Annotated in this window: 15 protein-coding genes; 7 read left to right on the top strand and 8 right to left on the bottom strand. The window is 70.4% G+C overall.

The genetic code is table 11. The annotated features are described in order from the left end of the window. Nucleotides 1-122: 122 nt before the first annotated feature. Nucleotides 123-1,160, top strand: a complete 1,038-nt coding sequence (locus ACTMTJ_RS30225; protein WP_441221864.1) for a hypothetical protein — start codon at nucleotides 123-125, stop codon at nucleotides 1,158-1,160. After that, entirely contained in the window at nucleotides 1,157-2,077 is a 921-nt protein-coding gene (locus ACTMTJ_RS30220) for an alpha/beta fold hydrolase (protein WP_441221888.1), read from the top strand. The genes ACTMTJ_RS30225 and ACTMTJ_RS30220 overlap by 4 nt, the downstream gene beginning before the upstream one ends. A gap of 21 nt (nucleotides 2,078-2,098) precedes the next feature. Here the strand turns inward: ACTMTJ_RS30220 and fxsT (ACTMTJ_RS30215) are convergent, their stop codons facing one another. After that, nucleotides 2,099-5,707 (bottom strand): FxSxx-COOH system tetratricopeptide repeat protein, encoded by a 3,609-nt coding sequence (gene fxsT / locus ACTMTJ_RS30215; protein ID WP_441221862.1) that lies wholly within the window; start codon nucleotides 5,705-5,707, stop codon nucleotides 2,099-2,101. A gap of 101 nt (nucleotides 5,708-5,808) precedes the next feature. After that, nucleotides 5,809-5,994 carry a hypothetical protein gene (locus ACTMTJ_RS30210; RefSeq protein WP_441221860.1) on the bottom strand — a complete coding sequence of 62 codons (186 nt, stop codon included), beginning with the start codon at nucleotides 5,992-5,994 and terminating at the stop codon, nucleotides 5,809-5,811. A 215-nt stretch (nucleotides 5,995-6,209) separates the two neighbouring features. On the opposite strand from ACTMTJ_RS30210, the gene fxsT (ACTMTJ_RS30205) reads away from it, so the two are divergent. The 3 genes from fxsT (ACTMTJ_RS30205) to ACTMTJ_RS30195 all read left to right on the top strand — a co-directional run bounded on the left by fxsT (ACTMTJ_RS30205) (nucleotide 6,210) and on the right by ACTMTJ_RS30195 (nucleotide 12,151). Beyond that, a complete protein-coding gene (gene fxsT / locus ACTMTJ_RS30205; RefSeq protein WP_441221858.1) occupies nucleotides 6,210-9,263 on the top strand; it encodes an FxSxx-COOH system tetratricopeptide repeat protein in 3,054 nt (1,017 codons plus the stop codon). Between the two features lie 366 nt (nucleotides 9,264-9,629). Beyond that, nucleotides 9,630-10,850: an FxsB family cyclophane-forming radical SAM/SPASM peptide maturase gene (locus ACTMTJ_RS30200; RefSeq protein ID WP_441221856.1), complete on the top strand. Its 1,221-nt coding sequence runs from the start codon at nucleotides 9,630-9,632 to the stop codon at nucleotides 10,848-10,850. Further along, complete coding sequence (locus tag ACTMTJ_RS30195) at nucleotides 10,847-12,151, top strand: HEXXH motif domain-containing protein (RefSeq protein WP_441221854.1); 1,305 nt, start codon at nucleotides 10,847-10,849, stop codon at nucleotides 12,149-12,151. The genes ACTMTJ_RS30200 and ACTMTJ_RS30195 overlap by 4 nt, the downstream gene beginning before the upstream one ends. A 16-nt stretch (nucleotides 12,152-12,167) precedes the next feature. On the opposite strand, the gene fxsT (ACTMTJ_RS30190) is transcribed toward ACTMTJ_RS30195, so the two are convergent. From fxsT (ACTMTJ_RS30190) to ACTMTJ_RS30165, 6 genes are all read right to left on the bottom strand, one after another. Further along, on the bottom strand, nucleotides 12,168-15,344 hold the full coding sequence (gene fxsT, locus ACTMTJ_RS30190) for an FxSxx-COOH system tetratricopeptide repeat protein (RefSeq protein WP_441221852.1): 3,177 nt from the start codon (nucleotides 15,342-15,344) through the stop codon (nucleotides 12,168-12,170). Then, the gene (locus tag ACTMTJ_RS30185; RefSeq protein ID WP_441221850.1) at nucleotides 15,320-15,454 is read right to left on the bottom strand and encodes a hypothetical protein; all 135 of its coding nucleotides are present in this window, start codon (nucleotides 15,452-15,454) and stop codon (nucleotides 15,320-15,322) included. Before ACTMTJ_RS30185 ends, fxsT (ACTMTJ_RS30190) begins: the two co-directional genes overlap by 25 nt. Before the next feature lie 127 nt (nucleotides 15,455-15,581). Further along, complete coding sequence (locus tag ACTMTJ_RS30180; protein ID WP_441221848.1) at nucleotides 15,582-15,989, bottom strand: fibronectin type III domain-containing protein; 408 nt, start codon at nucleotides 15,987-15,989, stop codon at nucleotides 15,582-15,584. 44 nt (nucleotides 15,990-16,033) lie between these two features. Then, nucleotides 16,034-16,519 carry a Rieske (2Fe-2S) protein gene (locus ACTMTJ_RS30175; RefSeq protein ID WP_441221846.1) on the bottom strand — a complete coding sequence of 162 codons (486 nt, stop codon included), beginning with the start codon at nucleotides 16,517-16,519 and terminating at the stop codon, nucleotides 16,034-16,036. Between the two features lie 13 nt (nucleotides 16,520-16,532). Then, nucleotides 16,533-17,105, bottom strand: a complete 573-nt coding sequence (locus tag ACTMTJ_RS30170) for a DUF6529 family protein (protein ID WP_441221844.1) — start codon at nucleotides 17,103-17,105, stop codon at nucleotides 16,533-16,535. A gap of 10 nt (nucleotides 17,106-17,115) precedes the next feature. Next, nucleotides 17,116-17,811 (bottom strand): hypothetical protein, encoded by a 696-nt coding sequence (locus ACTMTJ_RS30165; protein ID WP_441221842.1) that lies wholly within the window; start codon nucleotides 17,809-17,811, stop codon nucleotides 17,116-17,118. 159 nt (nucleotides 17,812-17,970) lie between these two features. Between ACTMTJ_RS30165 and ACTMTJ_RS30160 the strand changes: the two genes are divergently transcribed. Both ACTMTJ_RS30160 and ACTMTJ_RS30155 read left to right on the top strand, forming a co-directional pair. Beyond that, nucleotides 17,971-19,746: a dynamin family protein gene (locus tag ACTMTJ_RS30160; protein ID WP_441221840.1), complete on the top strand. Its 1,776-nt coding sequence runs from the start codon at nucleotides 17,971-17,973 to the stop codon at nucleotides 19,744-19,746. Further along, on the top strand, nucleotides 19,743-21,221 hold the full coding sequence (locus ACTMTJ_RS30155) for a dynamin family protein (RefSeq protein ID WP_441221838.1): 1,479 nt from the start codon (nucleotides 19,743-19,745) through the stop codon (nucleotides 21,219-21,221). The genes ACTMTJ_RS30160 and ACTMTJ_RS30155 overlap by 4 nt, the downstream gene beginning before the upstream one ends. Nucleotides 21,222-21,229 lie beyond the last annotated feature (8 nt).

Here is a 21,229-nt window from a genome sequence, read left to right as displayed (position 1 = left end):
ACCGACGAGGCCAGCGGGGACGGCGTCACCGGCACGCCCACCGTGCGGGTGGGCGGCAAGGACGTCCAGCCCACCACGCAGGCGATCCTGGCGGCCGTCGGCTGAGAAGGCTCGGCTACGCCGTGGCCGCCGGTGTCCTCGGGGCGCTGGCGGCCGCGGCACCCGCCTTGGCACACGGCGGCGACGCGCCCGACGCGACGAACTACCGCACGGTCGTGACCTCGGCACCACCGATGCCGGGGCTCACGGTGCGCGCCGTCGAGGCGGGCGGGCGGCTCGAGCTCGAAAACCGCACCGGCCGCACCATCGAGGTGCTCGGCTACGACGGCGAGCCTTACCTGGAAGTCCGCCCCGACGGGGTGTACGAGAACACGCGATCCCCGGCCACGTACCTCAACGCGACGCTCGCCGGCGACTCCGAGCCGCCGGCCACCGCCGACCCGACCCAGCCGCCCGAGTGGCGGCGCGCGTCGGACGAGCCGGTCTTCCGCTGGCACGACCACCGTACACATTGGATGAGCGCACAACCGCCGCCCGCCGTCCAAGCCGACCCGGGCCGGGAGCAACGGGTACGCGACTGGGTCGTGCCACTCCGCGACGGAGTGTCCACGATGGAGGTAAAAGGGACGCTCGACTGGGTGCCGCCACCGAGCCCGGGCGTCTGGTGGGCGTTCGTCATCATCGCCGGCATCGGCATAGCCGCCCTGGGCCTGTGGTCGCGGGCGCTGCCGGTCCTGGCCGGGTTGGCCGCGGCGACCGGTCCACTGGCGATCGCGTACGCGGTGGCCCGCGAGCTCGACGCCGGCACCACGGGAGTGGGCCGCGTGATTGTCGGCCTGCTCGTCGGCCAGGTGTGGCCCGTGGTCACCGCTCTGGCCGTGGTCGCCGCCGCTGGCTACGCCTTCGCCCGCCGCCCCGCCGCCGACTTCGCGCTCGCCATGGCCGGCACGTGCGTCGCCGTCTTCGCGGGCGCGGCCAACGCGGCGGTCTTCGCCCGCGGCGTGGTACCCGTGCCGTGGCCGCCGGTGGCCGCCCGGCTGGTGATCCTGGCGGTGATCGCGGTAGGCGGCGGCGTGGCGGTAGCGGCCGCGCTACGCATGCGCGCGGCGGCACAGGCCGCGGCGGGCGCGGCGACGCCCGAGGAGCCGGCCACCCCATAGCCCGGCCGGTAACCTGGAGGGTGTCTCGGATCAGGACTCGTGACGGGCGTCGTCTTCGGGTGGAGGTTTCGGGAAATCCGCAAGGGTCACCGGTGTTCCTGCTCCATGGCACGCCGGGCAGCAGGGTCGGTCCCAAACCGCGGGCGAGCGTTCTCTACCGGCTCGGCGTTCGTCTCGTCTGCTACGACCGCCCCGGATACGGCGAATCCGATCGATCGCCAGAGCGGACCGTCGCCGACGCGGCGCAAGATATCGAGGTCATCGCCGACCATCTGGGGATCGAGCAGTTCGCGGTGGTCGGCCGTTCCGGGGGCGGCCCGCATGCCCTCGCGGCCGCCGCGTTCCTGCCCGAGCGCGTATCGCGGGTCGCGGTACTGGTCGGGTTGGCGCCGGCGAACGCGTACGACCTCGACTGGTTTCACGGCATGACGGATGCCAACTTCAACGCCTACACGACCGCTGACGTCGACGGGCCGAAGCTCGTGGAACGGCTGCGGCTGCGGGCCGACCGTGCCCGCCGCGACCCGGAGCATCTCGTCGAGGTGTTGCGCGGCCAGATGACCGATCCGGACCTGCGGGTGGTCGGTGACATCGTGATTCGCCGCCTGCTCGCAGAGACGTACGCCGAAGCGTTCCGGGCAGGTCCATACGGTTGGATCGACGACGTTCTCGCGTTGCGTTCCCAATGGGGATTTCGGCCGGAACACATCCGGCCGCCGGTGCTGCTGTGGCACGGTGCCGACGACAACTTCTCACCGGCCAGCCACACCCGGTGGCTGGCCGCCCGGATCCCTCGCGCCTACGCGCAGGTGCAGGCGCAGACGGCACACTTCGGCGCGGTGCAGATCCTGCCGGAGATGCTTTGCTGGCTGATCGGCGGCACGCTCGGTCCGTCTGACGACGCACCAACCTACTGACCGATCCCGCGCCACCGCGCGCTACCAAGCCGGATGTGGGTCGAGGGTGCGGAGTTCGTGCCCCAGCACGCGGGCCGTGTCTTCGGCGTAGCCGCGCGCCATCTCCGACGCCTCTTCCGGTTGTCCTCCTTCCGCGTGCAGCGCGGCCAGGTTGAGCCGGACAGCCAGGGCGTGCGGGTGGTCCGGGCCCAGCACGTCGCGCATGCCGATGTTGGCCTCGTCGAGCAGCGAGCGCGCGAGCGCCGTGTCGCCGGACGCGCGGCTGGCGACGCCGCGGTTGTTGAGGCTGGCGAGGGCGTACGGGTGCCGGGGGCCGAGGCTGCTCTCGTAGGCGAGGTGTACCTGCGTCAGCTCGGTGACCGCACTGCCGGCGTGGCCGAGCGCGAGCAGGTTGACGGCTCGGCTCAGGCGGCACGAGAGTGTCGCGGGATTCGCCGGACCGAGCTGCTCGTTCAGCCCTTCGTACGCCTCGTCGAGGAAAGGGGCGGCAAGGTCGGCGTGGCCGGCGCACCGCAGCGAGACGCCGAGGTTCGCCGACGCGACGAGCGCGGGGAGGGCGTTCGAGCCGAAGGTCTCTTCGAGCGCCCGGCGGATCAGACGCAGCAACGCGACCGAGCCGGTGTAGTCGCCGGCCTCGCGCAGGTCGCGTCCCAAACTTCCGCCCGACGCGAGGGTCAGCGGATGACTCTCGCCGAGGAGCCGGCCGCGCAGTTCGTACCCCCGCTCATCGTGAACCCGCGCGGCGCGGAACTCCCCGGCGGCGCGGTAGGAGGCGGCCAGGCCGTGGGCCGCGAGGAGCGTCGCCGGGTGCTCGGCGCCGAGTGATTCGAGACTCGCGGCGTACGTCTCCCCGTCGAGCGTGGCCGCGGCGGCGTACCGCCCGAGCGCGCGGAGGTCGGCTCCGAGAGCACAGGCGGTGCCCAGCGCGTCGGGGTCGGCCGGTCCGAGGAGGGCGCGTTGCTCGGCCAGGACCTCTACGTGAATGGCGTGCGCCGTGTCCGCCCCTCCCAGGTCGCGGGTGATGCGCCCGAGCAGGTCCCGCAGCCGGAGCGCCTGCCGGTGGTGGACTACGCCGGACTCGCGCCAGGTGGCTTCCGTCCGCGTGGCATGCGTGTGCGCGTCGACGAGAGCGCCGCGCGCCAGATCGTGCCGGAGCCGGTCGAGGATCAGCTCCCGTACCGGCTCGTCCCGGCAGCTCGCCGCGTCGCAGTGGTCGAGGTGGGGCCACAGTAGACCGAACCACGCCCAGGTGGTCGGGTCGTCGACGCCGGCGGACGGGCGTAGCCGGGACAGCACGCCGTGCACCTGGTGCTGGGCGTCCGCGAGCCCGTCGTCGTCGAGCTGGCTCCGCAACAGGTGCTGTAACAGCCGGTGGACGTGCAGCTCGCGGCGACCGACGTCGAGCCTGACGAGGGCCAGGCGGTTGATCCTCTGTACGAGCTGGGCGCGGTAGGGACGATCGGCGACCGCCGGGTCGTCTCGGGCGAGGGCCGCCGCGAACTCGTCGGCGTAGATGACGTCCAGCCCGACGCACGGAGCGAGCACCGCGCAGAGCTGGAGAAGCCGGTGCGCGGTCGGGTGACTTTCCCGCAACCGGTCCAGGGTTCGGGCCCAGGTCTGCTCGACGCCCGCGACGCCGTCCCGCTCGACCTGCCGGGCGTACTCCTCGACCCGGGTGCCCGTCTCGGCGAGCCAGGCGCCGGCGCCTTCCAGAGCCAGCGGCAGGTCGCCGAGCAGGGCCGCCAGCCGGTCGGCCTGTCGGGCCTCGATGGCGGGCACGAAGCGGCGGAGGTGCTGGACACTCTCGCGCCGGCTGAAGACCTCGATCCTTGTCGTGTGCACAAGGTCCTGCCAGGCGGCGCCACGTGAGGTGAAGAGCAGATGACCCGCACCCGGCGGGAGCCGGCCGGTGATGACGTCGAGGTCGTCCGCGTCGTCGCAGACGACCAGCCACGGGGCGTACGGCTTTCTGGGCGCCGGCCGGCCGATGTCGGCCAGGGCGGGCCCGCGCACCTCGTCCGGGCCGAACCACCAGACCGCGTCGTACGCGTTCTTGAACCTGTGCGCGTACTCCAACGCCACCTGGGTCTTTCCCACACCGCCCAGCCCGTGCAACAACACGGGTACGGGGCGGCGCGACGCGTCGGCTTCGGTGTGCGAGTGCAGGTAGGCGCGGATCCGGCGGAGCTCCGCCTCACGGCCTGTGAAGCGCGGGTTTCGCTCCGGCAGTTCGACGATCTCGGGAGGGTGTCCCGGAAAGCGCCGGCCCAGCTGGCGACGATCGGGAGGCACCACGGCGCCCGTGCGGCCGACAAGGCGGAGGATCCGTTCCATCACGGCGTCGGTATCGAGTCCGGCGAGGAAGACCGACGCCGAGGTCGTCAGCCCGGGTAGGGTACGGACCTCGTCCACATAGACCGCCAGCACGCCGTCGTCCCTTTTCCGGGGCACCAGCGTCGCCTGGATGTCGGCGCTCGCAGCCGAGACGATCAGCAGCAGGCGGGCCTCGTGTGACGCCCGGCGGGTGCCCCGCTCGGTGGTGCTCAACGGCGCGTCGTGTACCCGAACGCCGGCCGACATCAGCAGGCGCTCGATCCACTCGGCCCAAACCTGGTCGGCGGGAACGTACGCAAGGGCGAGCTCCTCTTCGACCACCGCGGACCGGCGGGTGAACTGGGCGAGCGTGTACGCGCGCAGCGGATCGTGCACCGGCGCGAGTCGGGTGACCGCACCCTCGGTGATGTGGTGGGTGAGCGCCTCGTATGCGCTCAGTAGGGAGGAGGCACTCCCGGGCCGATCGCCGAACGTCGCCAGGATCTCTTCGAAGGCGTAGAAGGGGCGATAGGGCAGCTCGACCGCGCGCCAATACTCCTCACGTTCCGATTCGGACAGTCGGCTGGGCAGGCCGGCGAGCCGGCTCATGGCGAGCATCCGACCGATCTCGGCCTTCTCCTGCTCCGCGGTGTCCACCCGGGTCGGCACCGGCAGGATACGGATCTCGCGACCGCCGTACCGGTACCGGACCGATGCCGCTGTCTCCGCCGCGCCCTCGATGCCCTGCGCGCTCAGGGTGAAGCAGTTGACGAGCACATCCGGTAGCTGAATCGTGCAGATGTCCGCGACCTCGTTCCACCCGCTGCGGCTGTCGACGAGCGTGTAGTCGTATCCACGCCGCATGTCCGCGCGCAGTTCGTCGAGAAAAGCCCCGCCTTCGTAGCGCTCATAGAATTCGTCCCAGTTCATCGCGCTGAGAGTCGGCGCGTACAGCCGATCCTGCCGGCCAGCGGTGAGCAGGTGGAGGCACCCGTCACCGGGAAACTCCCAGTCGATGCCGATGACGTGTGGCGCTACCTGAGCGTGACGCTTCCACTCCGCAGCGCCTCGCGCGAAATCCCATTCGTATCCCCGGACAAGATCGGCGACGCCCGTGGCTTGCTCGGTCGACTCCGGCCGCAGGAAGGGCCGGAAGTATCTGTGCAGGGCGGGAGCCTCGAAGTTCCAGTCCGTGATGAGTACCCTATGCCCGGCTGCCGCCAGGATCCAGGCGATGTTGGCCAACGCCATCGTGCGACCAGTGCCACCGGTGAACGAGTAGAACGTGACCATTCGACCAAACCGGTCTGTGCTCATTGAGACTCTTTTCGAGGCGCGGCGTCGACGATCCATATAAGTGAAGCACTCGATGGGCGAATTGACCCAGAGCGCTGCCCCGAGGCCGAGATTTCGATCTTTCAGACTTGTGGATCGTGATACTGATGGCTCAGAATCCGCAGGACCCTCCGGGCCTCCGCGCGACGCGCGGGGTTGCGCGACAGCAGGGACACGAGGGTGGCGCTGACGAACGCGACCGCCCTTGCGACCTGCCAGGACAGCAGGACCAGGAGCGCGATGGCGCTCGTGTCCAGTGGGACGTTCACGGCTTCTCCTCCGGCGGGCGGGCGGCGACGTGATTGACGCCTTGAAATGAGCGTGAAACCCGGCGCGTGAGGTCTCTACTTTTGTGGCCCCGTTGATACAGATCTTTACGCGACCGGTCGGGCGTGAATTGCTCGTCCGCCTCCGGCCGTGAGCTTGACAAAGGCAACCAATGAGCGATCTTCCGAAAGGATCATGAACCGCGGTGGCCGGATAGTTGTTAAGGAGTGAGGTGCCATGTAAAGCTTGTCCATCAGGGCTTGACAAGGGTTGGCGCGCGCGTGGAGTGTGTTGTTTGGCGATCCCGTTGCCAGATCTGGATCACTTACCCAGTGGTCCGCTGCGCGAGTTGGTCGTGTCCCTGCACGAGCTCTACGACCACGCTGGGCAGCCCGCGGCCCGACTTATCAGCAAAGACATCTTCCGGCTCCCCAACCGCCTCGAGAACGTTTCGCACCAGACCGTGAGCGCCATGCTGCATGGCACCACGCTTCCCGCATGGGGCAAGGTCAAGTCGATCGTGGTCGCCCTGGCGCAGCGTGGCGAGCTCGACGCCGAGGAGAAGGAGCTTGACCGAGTTTTCAAGCCGCTGTGGGTGGCGGCTCGTGGCGCGGGTCGGACAGCCACCCGAGTGGTCGCGTCGCCGGCCTCGGCCTCGACCGGTGAGTCGCGGCTCGGCCCACGGCCGGAGCTGAAACCCCCGTCGCCGATGCATCCGGAGCGGCTGACCCCCGTGATCCGCTCGTTCGACGTGGTGCGTCCGCGGATCGAGTCGTCGCGGCCGGTGCCCGCTGAGCCCATCGTGGGTGGGCTGCCCGACCGCGACATCAGCTTCACCGGCCGCCGAGCGCTGCTCGACCGCATGCGGGCGGAGATGCTCGCCAACCCGCACGCGCCGATGGTGCTGCATGGCCTGAGCGGGGTCGGCAAGTCGCAGCTGGCCCGGGAGTACGTCGAGCGGTATCTACCGGATCACCTGGTCACGTGGTGGGTGCAGGCTGACCAGGTGGAGCGGGCACGCCGGTCGCTGCTCGATCTGGCCGACCGGCTCGGCACCCGGATGGGGCAGAGCGCCGAGCAGACGATCGAAAGCGTCATCAAGGACCTCGAAGCGCTGCCGGCCCCTTATCTCCTCGTGTTCGACGGCGTCAACGACGACGAAGTGCGCCGCCTGATGCCCAACTTCGGCGGCTATGTCATCGTCACCACCTGCGACCCGACGTTCGGACACGAGAGTACGAGCGTCGGCATCGAGGTGCCCGACTTCACCGTGGACGAGGCCGTCGCGTTCCTGCGAAAGCGGGACGAGGCGCTGACCGAAGAGCGCGCCATGGAGCTGGTCGGCAAGATCGGCAGACTTCCGCTCGCGCTCGAACACATCGCCGCGCTTCGCCGCGCGCCCGGACTGTCCTGGGAGGAGTTGCAGCAGCGGCTGGAACACACCGCGGCGGACGACGCGCCGGCAGGATCACCGTCTACGCATCCACCCGAGGTGCTCGCGTCCATCAAGGTGGCTCTCGAGGCCTTCCACACGGCGGATCCGGCCGCGATGTTGGTTCTCGAACTGTTCGCGTGGTTCGGCTCCGAGCCGGTGTCGGTGGCGCTGTTACGGCAGGGGCGGGCCGGTAACGTCTCGACGGCGCTGTGGCGCACGTTTCGCAATCCCGTCGACCTGCCGAAGGCGCTGCGATCCATCCAGCAGTTCGGGCTGGCCCGCCTACACGCCGATCAACGGGTCGAGGTCCAGCCCGTGACGCGGGGTGCGTTGCGTGCGGTCCTGTCACCCGACGCCTTGGAACGGGCCCGGCACAACGTTCACGAGATCCTGGCCGCCGCGGACCAGGGCCGACCGGACGACGTGGTGTCGATCGGCATGCACCGGGAGATCGCCGCTCACGTGCTGCCCGCCGATCTCATCCGGTCGAAGTTGGCGGCGGCGCGCCAGACGGTGTATCACCAGATCCGATACAGATACATCATCGGTGACTACGCCGGCGCGTGCGCCCTCGCGGATTCGACCGTGTCGGCGTGGGGTGCGGATCCCGACCTGGGGCCGGCTGACGAGTTGGTATTGCAGGCGACCCGTGAGTGGGCCAACGCGCTTCGCGGGCTTGGTCGATATCAGGAGGCCCGCGACCTGACGGCAGACGCCATGAGCCGGCTTCGCGCGGACCCGGATTACGGCGAAGACCACCACCTCACATTGGACATGTCGTCCAGCCACGCGTCCGACCTGCGCCTGTCTGGGGAATACCGCAGGGCTTTGGAAATCGATCGCGACACGCTCACCCGCTGCCTGCACCAACACGGTGAGTTGGACGCCCGTACCGCCCGACGCCGGCACAATCTCGCGGTCAGCCTGCGCCACCTCGGCGAGTTCGCCGCCGCTCGGGCCACAGACCGCGTGGCGTTGGCTTATTACCGCGACAACCACGGTGCCGACGACTGGCGGACTCTCCTGTCGGTACACGCGCTCGCCGAGGATCTGTACGGGCTGGGCCAGTACGGACAGGTGCTCGAACTACAGCCGGAGTACGCCGGCACGGGCAGCCGACTGCCCGCCCAACTCGACCGGGCCGGCTTACTGTTTCGGCGGACCCTGGCACTTGCGCACCGCGGTCTCGGCGCCGTGGCGGAGGCCTTGGAGATGCTTCATGACCACTACGGCGAATGCAACATCACGTTCGGCTCGGATCACGAGTACACACTTGCCGCGATGCTCAGCTACGCCAACACGTTGCATCTGCACAATGCCGTGGAGGAAGCCGACGTCTGGGCATCGGATGCCGAGACGGCGTATGTGCGGACCTTCGGGCGTCGCCATCCCCTTACGCTCGGGGCCCGGGTAAACCGGGCGGCGATCCTGCGTGCCAAGGGACAGCGGACTCCGGCACAGCAGCTTGACGCGGTAGCGAGCGAGGCACTGCGCGACACGCTCGGTGACCGGCACCCGTTCACGATCTCGGCGATCGCCAACCTCGCCACCGACTACTCGCTGGCTGGCGGGCGGGCACAAGTCGCCCGCGCGCTTTCCGCCGACGCGTACGCGAAGGCACGCGAGGTGCGTGGAGAAGACCATCCAGACACACTGGCGATCGCGGCCAACCTCGTGCTGGATCTGGCCGGGGCGGGAGAGACCAGCGAGTCGGAGGCGCTGCGCGAGGACGTGCTGGCTCGGACGAGCGTGTCGCTGGGGGACGCGCACCCTATCACCGAGAGCGTGGCGCACAAGAGGCGTATCGATTGTTTGGTCGAGCCACCCTCAGCCTAAACCGTGTCCATGTCAAGATTTGTCAAGTTGCTCCCGTGAGGTGTAAATCTGACACCTCCGCAGTTCTAAGTCCTAGATACTTCTCCGGCAAAGTGTGCGCGGCGGGCAGGACTGTGCCCGCCGCGAGTCAACATATAGACGGAGGTAGATATCCGTGGACGCCACGTCGATGGACGCAGGGTCGGAGTCGAATCGGTGGGCGCCGCTGGCAGAGGTGTCAAACCTCGCAATCGCAGACCTTGCGGCCTCCGGTGATCCCGCTCTGGTCCGTTCCGTAGAGCGGCTCGTGCGTAGCCTCGACGACCCTGACGGCGTCATCTCGGCGTTCAGTTCCTTCGTGCAGTGACCCATCCCGCCGTCGCTACGGTGCGTGCCGATCACATCCGGCGCGCGCCGTGGCCGTACGGCGAGATGGACCTGAAGCAGCTTCGCGAGTCGGGCTGGCGGCCGGTCCCGGTGCGTGACGTGATCGTAAAGGTGCATGCGAGGTGCAATCTCGCATGCACCTATTGCTACGTCTACGAGCACGCCGACCAGAGCTGGCGTGGTCGGCCGTCGGTGATGCCGGCCGAGGTGTGGCAGGCGACGGTCGCCAGTCTCACCCGCCATGTCGTCCGGCACGGCCTGCGGTCGATCCGCGTGATCCTGCACGGCGGCGAGCCGCTACTACTCGGTGCGGCGCGTATCGGCGAGCTCGCCGGAGACCTGCGCGCGAGCCTCGAGGAGCACTGCGCCGTCGAGGTCGGGATGCAGACCAACGGGGTGCTGCTCGATGAGCGGACGATGGCGCAGTTGCGGCGGCACCGGGTGCGGGTCGGCGTCAGCGTCGACGGCACCCGTGCGGACCACGACCGGCACCGGGTGACACACGACGGCCGCGGCACATTCCATCGTGTCGCGGCCGCGCTCGATCTGCTCCGCCAGCCGGAAAACCGTGCGAGCTACGGCGGTCTACTGTGTACTGTCGCGGCCGGCACCGATCCAGTCGCCACCTACGAGGCGCTCCGGGCGTTCGAGCCGCCTTCGATCAACTTCCTCCTGCCCCACGCGAACTGGGAGAACCCGCCAGAGCGGCCCCCAGGCTCGCCGACGCCGCACGGCGACTGGCTCGTCGCGGCCTTCGACAGGTGGTACAAGGACGCGAAACCGCCCAGCGTCCAGCTGTTCGAAGACGTGATCGTGCTGCTGCTCGGCGGCAGGGGCAGCTCGGAGCAGATCGGGCTCAGCCCGGCCGCGCTCGCGGTCATCGAGACCGACGGCACCATCGAGCAGGTCGATGCGCTGAAGTCGGCGTATCAGGGGGCGTCGGCGACCGGTCTGGACATCCGGCGGGACGAGCTGGACGCGTTGCTCGACGACCCCGGCGTCGTGGCCCGGCAGATCGGACGCGTGGCCCTCAGCGACGACTGCCTGGCCTGCCCGCTCCATCAAGTCTGCGGCGGCGGGCACTACGTGCACCGCTACCGCGCGGGGGCTGGATTCCGCAACCCGTCGATCTACTGCGCCGACCTGCAACGACTCATCAACCATGTCCGCGACCGGGTCGTCGCGGACTTCTCCGCCCTGGCCGGAAAGGTCCGCGCATGAGCACCGCTGTCTTCGAGCTCGAAAAGACCCTGTTCGACCGGCTCGCCGGGGGTCTTGGCGGTGCGCCGGCGGTGGAAGCCCTGCGTCTCTCGCAGGTGAGCAAGCACCTTCAGCTCATCGGGTACCTGTTGGAGCGGTGGCCCGGTCCGGCGAGCGAGCGTGACGCGGTGGCCGGCGCTCTCGAGCGAGCTCGGCGCCGTGACCCTGAGCGGTTTCGCGAGGTGATCGGCGCCCCACTTGTCGGCGGTTGGGCGGCGATCGCGGCCCGCGCGGCGCACCGTGGCAGTCCGAAGTGGACGGACGTGGCACAGCTCGCGGCCATCGCGATCGTGGCCGGCGCGGCGACCGGTGTCGACGGCGCGGCGGAGATCCCGGTGCGGGAAGGTATCGCGGCCGTACCCGGAGTCGGAGTAGCGAAGCTCGGCGCCACCGAACGGGCGCTGCTCACCGCGGAAGGCGGTCGCCTCACGCTCAGCGGTGGCGGGACGGTCCTCGAGGTGGGCGGCGAGGAGGACGAGTCGCGCTGGCTGCCGGTACGGCGGCTGACCGCGGAGGCCGCGGGCCAGCGGCTCGCCGTCGGCCTCGACGACGTCGACCCGTACCGGCACGGACATCACGTGCCGCCGGCACCCCGGCTGGCCGCCAGCGAGGTGGCCGCCTGGCAGGAGCACTTCGCCGGTGCGTGGCAGCTGCTCGCGCAGCGCCGGCCGGAGCGCGCGGCGGAGCTGGTGGCTGGGCTGCGGACGCTCGTACCGCTGCTGGACCCGGACGGCCGATCGGCGCGCAGCGCCACGATCCGCCATGCCTTCGGCGTCTTCGGCCTGACCCGCCCGCCGTCACCGGCGGAGTTCGCGGTGACGATCGTTCACGAGTTTCAGCACTCCAAGCTGAGCGCGATGCTCGACCTCGTACCGATGAGCGACCCGGCCGACCGCGGCAGGTACTTCGCGCCGTGGCGCACGGACCCGCGGCCCTTGGCGGGTCTCCTCCAGGGTGTCTACGCGTTCGTCGGGGTCGTCGACATGTGGCGGGTGCTGCGCGAGGTCGACGGCTTGGAGGAAACCGCGACGCGGCAGTTTGCCACCGGACGCATCCATGTGGACATCGGCCTGAGCTCGATCGAAGAGTGCGGTGCGCTGACTCCGGAAGGTCGAGAGCTGGTGGCCCGGCTGCGCGAGACGACCGACGAGCTGCTGGGCGTATCCGTGCCGGCGGCCGTGGCACGGGCGGCGGAGGAGACCACTGCCCGCATCCGGCAGCAGTGGCTGCACCGCAACGGCGCCGGCGCCACGCCAGCCTGAGCCTGGCACGGACCGCTCAGGTCGGCGGCGGCTCGATGTCGCCCTCGGCACGCTGACCTTCGGCGACCAACACGACCTCGTGATGGTCCGGCCCCAACAGCCGGCGCAGCGCGTCGAGAGACTCCGCGAGCAGCGCGTTGCCCTCGTTGGCGTGACCGGACGCCAGCAGGTCGTGAGCGAGGTTGACCGCACGCATCAGCAGGTATGGGTGCTCGAAGCCGTTTCGCTCCTCGTGCCCGCCACCGGTCGTCTCCCGGGAGGTCTGCAACACCTTGGTAGAAAGGTCGAGCGCCGCATCGGCCTGGCCGGCCAGCGCCAAGTCGATGGCGAGCGAGGCGCCGGCACACAAGGTGTACGGGTGCTCGGGCGACAGCACGCTCGCGAGCTCTGCGAAGCAGCGGTCGTCGAGATCTCGGGCGTCGTCGAGCTCGCCGCGGGTTCGCCGGATGATGGCCTGGTTGACCATGGCGACGAGGGTCAGCGGGTGTCGCTCGCCAAAGTCGGACTTGTATCTGCCCAGGGCGTCGGAGATCTGCTGCTCGGCTTCGTCGAGCTCGCCGGACTCGCGGAGTGCGTTGGCGCGGCTCACGCTCACCGCGACGGTGTACTCGTGGTTGGACCCGAACCGCTTCTGGGTGCGCCCCTGTAGCTCTTCGAGGAGGACGGTGGCGTTGTCGAGCCGGCCAGACTTGCGGAGCAGGATGGCGTATGTCCGGTCGGCGAGCAGAGAAAGCCGATGGCTTGACCCGAGCGCGTCGTGCAGCGGCTCCCGCCAGCGCTCGACAAGCTCAAGACCGGCGGCGTAGGCGCCCATGCCGTAGTAGCTGCGTGCCATGTTCATGTACGCCTCGAAGGCGCGCCAGTCTCTGCGGCCCGCGTCTTCCCAGTAGTCGGCGACCTCTCGATCGAGCTTGAACGCCTCGGCGAAGCTGCCCACCATCCGGAAGTCGACCGCGAGGTTGGTCTTGGCCCGCAGCGTGTACGTGTCGTCTTCCGCCTTGAACACCCGGCGGTGCGCCGCCACGGACTGCTTGTCGAACTCGAGGGCCTGTAGGTATCTGCCGGCGATGCGCAGGTCGGCGCCGACCTGGTTGCCGGTGATGAGGGTGGACTCGTGGTTGGGGCCGAGCTGTGGACTCGAGCGGAAGCGCTCGTAGGTGTCGAGGGTGATCTCGGCGGCGCTCGCGCTGTCGCCGTAAGAGCGCATCGCGTTGGCCATCTGGGCGCGTGCCAGCAGCGTGAACTCACCATCTGGCCCGAGCCGCGGATCGAAGGTTTCCTTCTCCCACGCGGTCGCGGCCCACTCCGCCAGCCGACGGCTGTTTTCGAAGTCGCCGATGATGTACAGGTAGCGGGTGTGCTCGACGACGACCTGGCGAGCCTCGAGAGTGTCGGCGTTGATCAGGTCGGCGGGCATGATGTGTGGACCGATCTCGGCGTGCTGGGCGAGGGCGAGCTCACCGAGATCGTCCGCGTCGCCGGGATTGGCCTGGACGAGGATGTTTCTGACGTTGCGCAAGGTCGCCTTGGCCAGCTCGGGCGGCATGGTGTCGCGTAGCACGCGCTGCACCAGCCGGTGCACCTGGATCCGCTGCGTGGCGTCGACCTTCGCCAGGCCGAACCTGTTGAGGTCGCGAACGGCCCGGCTGAGTGGGATCTTGGCGCGCAGCAGGCCGCGCAAGGGCTCGGTGAGGTCCGCGTTCTTGCCGGCGGCCAGCAGTGACACCGCCACCGGCTCACCGCCGAGGTACGCGAAGAGCTCGAAAAGCTGAGCCGTGGCTGGCTGGTCCTGGCGCAGCTGCTCGCTCGCGAGAGTCACGAAAGCCGCGACGGAAAGTGGGTAGTTGCTCGGCTTTCCTTCGGACAACAGCTCGATGTGGCTGTCGAGCAACTCCAGGTATTCCTTGATCGGCATCGCCGTGGCCAGGTACCAGGACGCCGCCTGCTCCAGCGCCAGTGGGAGATCGCCGAGCTTTTCGGCGAGCTGTGCCGCGTCGGACTCGAGAATGCGGACGTTGCCCTCGCTGTCACGGCTGCGCTTGAGTAGCAGCTCGACGCTTTCGGAACGCGTGAAGACGTCGACCTCGATCGCTGGCCCGACCGAGGCCCATTCCTGGATGCGCGTCGTAACGATCACATCGCCGCCGGACGACGGCAGGAACTGATCCAAACTGTCTGGATCATCGGCGTTGTCATAGACCAGCAACCACGAGAGCTCTCCGCTGGCCAGGGCGTCGATGACCATTCGCGCGGATTGCTGTCGATCTTCGGTAGTGGGGAGTCCGAGCCGCTCGCCGAGAGCACTGAGCGAACTCAACACAGCCGCCGTCTGCTCGGCCGGGATCCACCAGATCAGGTCGTACTGATCGAGGTGCCGGTAAACGTACTCGATGACGAGCTGTGTCTTGCCGACACCACCCATCCCATGCAGGGTTTGTGGCAGCACCGACGCCTTGGAACTCGTGCGCAGAGCCTCTTCCAACTGCTCCAGCAACACCTCGCGGCCGGTGAAGTTACGGTTGCGGATGGGGACGCCGCCCCACAGCATGCCGGCTTCGTCGGTGCGGCGCGGACGCGGCCGGCGGCGGTCGACGACGGTGGAGTCGGCCGGCTGGACGGCCTCGTCCGGGAGCGGGTGACCGCCCCGCCCGTGCCGACCGGTCGCCCGGAGACCCGCGAGCGCGCGCGCCTCGATGCCGAGCCCGCCGGCGACCGTGTCCACCCATACCCGGAGCTGCTCGGAGGTCTGGCCGCTCACGAGCGCTTTCAGACGCTCGACGAAAGTGACTAGAGGCGGCACGCCGTCGGCGGCTACCGGCAATCGCTCGATGATGCGGATCGCCTTGGCGGTATCACGCCAGGTTTGCAGCGACCGCAGCTCGCTGACCTCGGAAAGCTCGCCGACCTCGGAGACCGCGTCGGCGACCTCGCCGATCGAAATGCTCGCGAGAACGCCGCGCAATTTTTCCCGGTCGGGAGCGGAGAGCAGTGCGGGCCCGCTCGCGTCGTGTGCCAGGGCGGCCGCTCGTGCGCTGTCGTCGCCGCGATGGTGGCGCAGAACGATCTGAGTGAACGTTTTGAGCCCGCCGGAACAGGTCTGTGAAGCGTTGAGGATCGCCAGGAGATCGCGCCTCGCGTCGACCGATCGGGTGATCTCCAACGGGCGCGCTAGCGCCCGTCGTAGATCTTCCACCCGTGCATCTCGCACATCAGAATCACCAAGTGCTGGAACTCGTAGTAGCGTTTCCAACATGCCGTCGAGGTGATCTCGACCCAGCACGACTTCGGCCACGGGGCACTCATCTCATATGCTCGCGCCAGTATCGGAGGATTCATAATATCGCATCCGAAAAAGATCGGAAGCGTCAATCCTCCGGCGCTGCCACGACACAAGTGCTCACTTTGCGTCGTATTGGACAGTCATTTCCCGTCAGCTCAGTGGCGTGGTGAAGGTGACCGGCGGCGACAGTGGGCTGCTGGTGTACCCCGAACCCCAGAGGGCGTGGGACTGCACCGCGAACGTGTAGGTGCCGCCCGGGGTGAGGGCACCGACGACGAAGGTGGTGAACGGCATCGACGCGTAGCCCCGCCAGGCGCCGTCGACGAACTGGCTCATCGAGTGGCGGAACACGGGGCCGGCCGACCGGGTCCAGGTGAGTCGTGCGCTCGTCGGCGTCAGCTCCGACACGACCGGCTGGCCGGGCGGCGGCAGCGGTATCAGTTCGGCGTCGGACGCGACCGCCGCGGGCCCGGCCGGGGCGGCCTCAGCGGGAGCGGCCAGGCCCCCGGCCAGAGCGACGGTCGCCGCGAGAACCAATACCAGCCGGCCGCGAATCATGGTGCCTCCTACGCAAAGAATTGACGACCATCGAAGTGTATCGCCTACGTGAGCCTGATGGCATCGCCGTCCACTTGGACGCCTACGGCGGGGAGGGGGCGGGGCGCGGGGCCGTCCGTGACCGAGCCGTCCGCGATGGCGAACTTGCTGCCGTGGCACGGGCAGTTGATGGTGCCGTCGGCGACGGCGGTGACCTCGCAGCCGGCGTGGGTGCAGGTCGTGGAGAACGCCTTCACGGTGCCGGCCTCCGGCTGGGTCACCACGACCTTCTGGTCTCCGAAGATCCGGCCGCCGCCCACCGGGATGCTGGCCAACGTGGCCAGCGGCGGCGGGCCGGCCGGCGGTGGCGCCTCCCCGCCGCCTGACGGGCTGCTCGGTGGCGGCTGCCCCGTCGCGGGTGGATTCGCCGGCGGAGCGGGCTCAGGTGCGGACGAGCCGCCATACGTGCTGCACGCGCCCAGGCCGGCCGCGACCGCGGCCGCGCACGGTGCGGTCAGCAGGACCCGGCGCGACGCGAGGTGCTCCGGCATAGCCTCACCCTCTCTAGAGCTTTACGCCGACCTCGGTGAAGAACCACAGCGACGAGGTCAGCCACAGACCGATGAACGCGGTGAACACGAGGCCGCCGGCGACGGGGAGCAGCCAGCCCGGCAGGCCGCGCCGGGTCAGCAGCAGCATCTTCACCGTGAACGCCCCGAAGACGAAGCAGCCGAGCAACGAGTGGACCAGCACCCGCCGGTCGTAGGACTGGAAGCCCAGTGCGTACAGGCAGTGCACGGCGACCGGGATGGACAGCAGGAACGCGATCCGGCCCGACCAGCGGTGTGTCGGGCCGGTCCAGCGGCCGGACGGCACGAACGAAATCTTGCCCCACATGACCAGTGCGGTGAACAGCTGCACCAGCGCGAAGAGCGCCACGCCCGACGCGAGCCACACCTTCACGGTCTGCGGGCTGGAGAAGCCGGCCACGCTGACCGCGATGCCGGTGGGCTCGTGCATGCGGCCGTAGACGCCGAGCGCCACCGACACGGCCGCGCCGATGACGATCGGGATCGCCACCAGCACCACCTTGTCGGCGGAGGACGGCGCGGTGCCGGTCTGGGTTGGCGACGTCATCGTGGACCCCTTAGAACCCGGTGCCGGTGGTGCCGTCGATCGAGTCGGCGGTCACCTCTTCGCCGTTGACCGTCGCGGTGCGGTCGGACAGGTCGAGCGGGGGCGCCGGCGCGGTGCGGCCGCCGCTGTTGGCGATGCCGACCTGGTCGCCGTTGGCCAGCACGATCCAGCCGGTGACCACGCGAGCGCCGCGCAGGTCGGCGGTCGACCGGTACAGGCCGGAGGGTTTCTTGGCGACCGGGATGTCGAGTGTCCACTTGCGACCCTTGGCGGTGACCGTGCCGGCCGCCGAGTCCTTGTCGTACGTCCCGGTCAGGCTGGCCCCGCCGTCGCCGGAGAGCTCCAGCTTGCCGTCCGCGGCCGAGCCGAGCATCCAGGCCTCGATCCGGCGGCCGTCGCACAGGTACGCGATGGCGCCACCGTCGCGTACCGCGATGGCGATGCTGGCGCCGCCGCCGTTCACCTCGCCGGCGTACGCGGCGCGGAGTCCGGCGGGTACTGCCGGTGGTGCGGTGGTGGCCGGCGGGGTCGTCGGCGCGGGTGCGGCCGGGGTGGTCGCGGCCGGCGCGGCACCTTGCTCGGACGCGGCATTACGCCGGGCCACATCCTCCTCCGTCGCATTGGCGCTGAGGACACCCAACACGAGGGCGGTCACCAGTCCGACGAACAAAGTGATCAGTGGTCCGCGCGGTTTTCGATCAACCATCGCCGCACCCCCTAGGTCAACGAAATGGTGCCGCGAAATCTAGCGCGCTGTCGAGGTCGGCCGCCCGCGATTATCATTTAGCCGTCACTGATCATGCATTTACGGCGTTCAAATGGTCGGGAATTCCTCATGATGAAAGAGGACAGGACTGCCCGGTGGTTGGCAGACGTCGACCGGGTGGCGCGGATGGCGGGCGACGCCGACCGGGCCGATCTTGTCGAGCGCCTCGACCGGGCGCGGGCGCGGCTGCTCGCCGAAGACGTTCCGGTCGCGGTGGTCGGCGAGTTCAAGCAGGGAAAGAGCACGCTGGTGAACGCGTTGCTGCGCACCGAGGTCTGCCCGGTCGACGTCGACGTGGTGACCGCGGTGCCGACGATCGTGCGCTACGCGCCGAGGCCTTCCGTGCGGGTGCACCCCGTCGACGAGCAGGCGCCGCCCATCGACGTGCCGTTCGAGCGGCTGCGGGAGTACGTGGCCGGGGGCGAGGCGGACGGCGGCCGGCTGCGCGCCGTCGAGGTGCGGCTCGACCGCCGCCTGCTGCGGGGCGGCTTGTCGCTCGTGGACACTCCGGGCGTGGGCGGCCTCGACTCGGCCCACGGCAACCTCACGCTCGGCGCGCTGAGCCTGGCGCACGCGGCCCTGTTCGTCACCGACGCCGCCCAGGAGCTGACCGCGCCCGAGGTGGAGTTTCTGGAACGGGCGGTGGAGCGCTGCCCGCGTGTGGTGTGCGTGCTGACCAAGACCGACCTGCACGCGGAGTGGCGGCGCATCGCCGAGCTCGACCGGGCTCACCTGGAGCGGGCCGGCCTGTCGCTGCCGGTCGTGCCGGTCTCCTCGTTCCTGCGGATGCGGGCCGGCGCCCGAGACAGCGCGGCGCTCAACGCGGAGTCCGGGTTTCCCCGGTTGATCGACGCCCTGCGCCGGCACGTGCTCGGCGGCGCCGACACGGCCGCGGTGGCCGGGGTCCGCCGCGACCTCGCGTTCGCCGTCGCGCAGCTCAAGGAGCAGGTCGGTGCCGAGCGTGCCGCCGTGGTGGACCCGGCGGCCGGTGCCGCGCTGGCCGACCGGCTCGCCGAGCAGACCCGGCGCCGCCAGAGCCTCGCCGCCGGGTCGGCGTCCTGGCAGACGGTGCTCGCCGACGGCATCCAGGACCTCAGCACCGACGTCGACCACGACCTCCGCGAGCGGTTGCGCGCCATGGTCCACCGCGGCGACGCGGAGCTCGACCTCGGAGATCCCCGCGATACCTGGTACGACTTCAAGGCGTGGGCCACCCGCGAGGCGACCGCCGTGGCTGTCGACAACCTCCTCGTGCTCGTCACCCGCGCCGAAGAGCTGGCCCGCGAGGTCGCCGGGCGCTTCGACCTGGAGTACGACAGCCTCGACCTCGACTTGCCGGCCCCGGCCGCCGCGGTCGCCACCGTGAGCGGGCTCGAGGTCCGGTTCGACCGGTCGTCGGTGCAGCAGTTCCTCGGCGTCTTCACCGCCGCCCGGGTCACGTACGGCGGCCTGTTCATGCTCGGCGCGTTCGGCAGCCTGCTCGGCCTGACGCTGGCCGCTCCCGTGGGTGTGCTGGGCGGGCTGACGGTGGGCCGCAAGCTCATCCGCGACGAGCGGCAGCGCCAGGTGGAGCAGCGCCGCCAGCAGGCCAAGCAGGAGCTGCGGCGGTACGTCGACGACGTCGGCTTCGTGGTCGGGCGGGACAGCCGCGACGCGGTGCGCCGCACCCAGCGGTTTCTGCGCGACGAGTTCACCGCCCGGGCCGGCGGTGCCCGGCGTTCGTCCGAGCAGGCGCTGGCCGCGGTGCGCCGTACCGCCGGGATGCGCGCCGACGACCGCACCCGCCGCGCGGAGGAGCTCGACCGGGGGTGGCGCGACCTCGACCGGGTCGCGGAGCGCGTCACCGCGGACCGCGGCATCCGGGCGGTGCCGTGAACACGCCGCTGACCGACCAGGTCCGGACGCTGCTCGACCGCGCCGGGCGGCAGCTCTCCGGCGCCGAGGCGCGGGCCACGCTCGCCGCGGCCGTACGGCGCCTCGACGAGCCGCTGCGGGTCGCCATCGCGGGCAAGCTCAAGGCGGGCAAGTCCACGCTCCTCAACGCGATGGTGGGGGAGGACCTGGCGCCGACCGACGCCGGCGAGTGCACCCGGATCGTGACCTGGTACCGGGACGGGCCCGGGTACAAGGTGACGGCACACCTCACCGACGGGCGCTACGAGGCGCGGCCGTTCGACCGGGTGGCCGGTGCCGTGCGGATCTCGCTGGGCCGGCCCGCCGAGGAGGTCGACCACCTGACCGTCGAGGTGCCCAGCCGCCGGCTGCGCGAGCACACGCTCATCGACACGCCCGGGCTGGCCTCGCTCTCCGCCGACGTGTCGCTGCGCACGATGTCGTTTCTGGAGGCCGACGGCGAACGGGCCGCCGGCACCGACGCGGTGATCTACCTGCTGCGCCACATGCACGGCGGTGACCTGCGCTTCCTGGAAGCGTTCCACGGCGACGACCTCGTGTCCGGCACCCCGGTCAACGCGGTCGGTGTGCTGTCCCGCGCCGACGAGATCGGCGCCTGCCGGCTCGACGCGATGGCGGCCGCGGGCCGGGTGGCCGCCCGCTACCAGGCCGACGAGCGGTTGCGCCGGCTGTGCCCGATCGTGTTGCCGGTCGCCGGGCTGCTCGCCGCGGCGGGTGCGACGCTGCGCGAGGAGGAGTTCGGCACGCTGGCCCGCATCGCGGCGGCACCGGCGGCCGACGCCGTCGACCTGATGCTCACCGCCGACCGGTTCACGGCGACCGCGACCGCCGCCGGGGCCGGCCAGGCGGAGCGGCGCCGGGTCCTCGCCAGGTTGGGTCTTTTCGGGGTACGCCTCGGCGTGCGCCTGATCCGCGACGGCACCGTGCGCAGCGCGGGCGACCTGGCCCGCGAGCTGACCGCGCACAGCGGCCTCGACCGGCTGCGGGAGACGCTGGCGACCCAGTTCGTCGGCCGCGCGCAGGTGCTGAAGGCGCGGTCGGCGCTGGCCACGCTCGACGCGGTGCTGCGTTCGCCGGGGGTGGCGGCCGAGCCCGCCGCGGCCGATCTCGGCGCGGCGGCCGAGCAGATCCGGGCCAGCGCGCACGAGTTCGTCGAGGTGCGGCTGCTGCACCTGCTGCGCTCGGGCCGCATGCCGGGGCGAGCCGGGCAGCTCGCCGAGCTCGACCTGCTGCTCGGCGGCGGCGGGACGGCCGCGCCGGCCCGGTTGGGGCTGCCCGGCGACGCGCCGCCCGAGCTGCTGGCCGCTACCGCCGAGCGGGCGCTGGCGCGCTGGCAGGCGGTCGCCGAGCACCCGCTGTCGGCGCGGGAGCTGCGCACGGCGGCCCGAGCGGCCAGCCGGAGCTGCGAGGGCATCCTCGCCGCCCTGCGCGGGTGACGCCAGCC

The organism is Phytohabitans sp. LJ34 (genome assembly GCF_052068095.1).
Classification (GTDB): domain Bacteria; phylum Actinomycetota; class Actinomycetes; order Mycobacteriales; family Micromonosporaceae; genus Phytohabitans.
The sequence above is the reverse complement of the archived record's forward strand: the minus strand, read 5'-3'. Positions and strand labels throughout refer to the sequence as shown.

Coding starts and splice junctions, on each gene's coding strand:
- ACTMTJ_RS30170 (WP_441221844.1), bottom strand. CDS start 17,105: ATGACGTCGCCAACCCAGACCGGCACCGCGCCGTCCTCCGCCGACAAG.
- ACTMTJ_RS30165 (WP_441221842.1), bottom strand. CDS start 17,811: ATGGTTGATCGAAAACCGCGCGGACCACTGATCACTTTGTTCGTCGGA.
- ACTMTJ_RS30175 (WP_441221846.1), bottom strand. CDS start 16,519: ATGCCGGAGCACCTCGCGTCGCGCCGGGTCCTGCTGACCGCACCGTGC.
- ACTMTJ_RS30195 (WP_441221854.1), top strand. CDS start 10,847: ATGAGCACCGCTGTCTTCGAGCTCGAAAAGACCCTGTTCGACCGGCTC.
- ACTMTJ_RS30180 (WP_441221848.1), bottom strand. CDS start 15,989: ATGATTCGCGGCCGGCTGGTATTGGTTCTCGCGGCGACCGTCGCTCTG.
- fxsT (WP_441221862.1), bottom strand. CDS start 5,707: ATGAGCACAGACCGGTTTGGTCGAATGGTCACGTTCTACTCGTTCACC.
- ACTMTJ_RS30185 (WP_441221850.1), bottom strand. CDS start 15,454: ATGAGTGCCCCGTGGCCGAAGTCGTGCTGGGTCGAGATCACCTCGACG.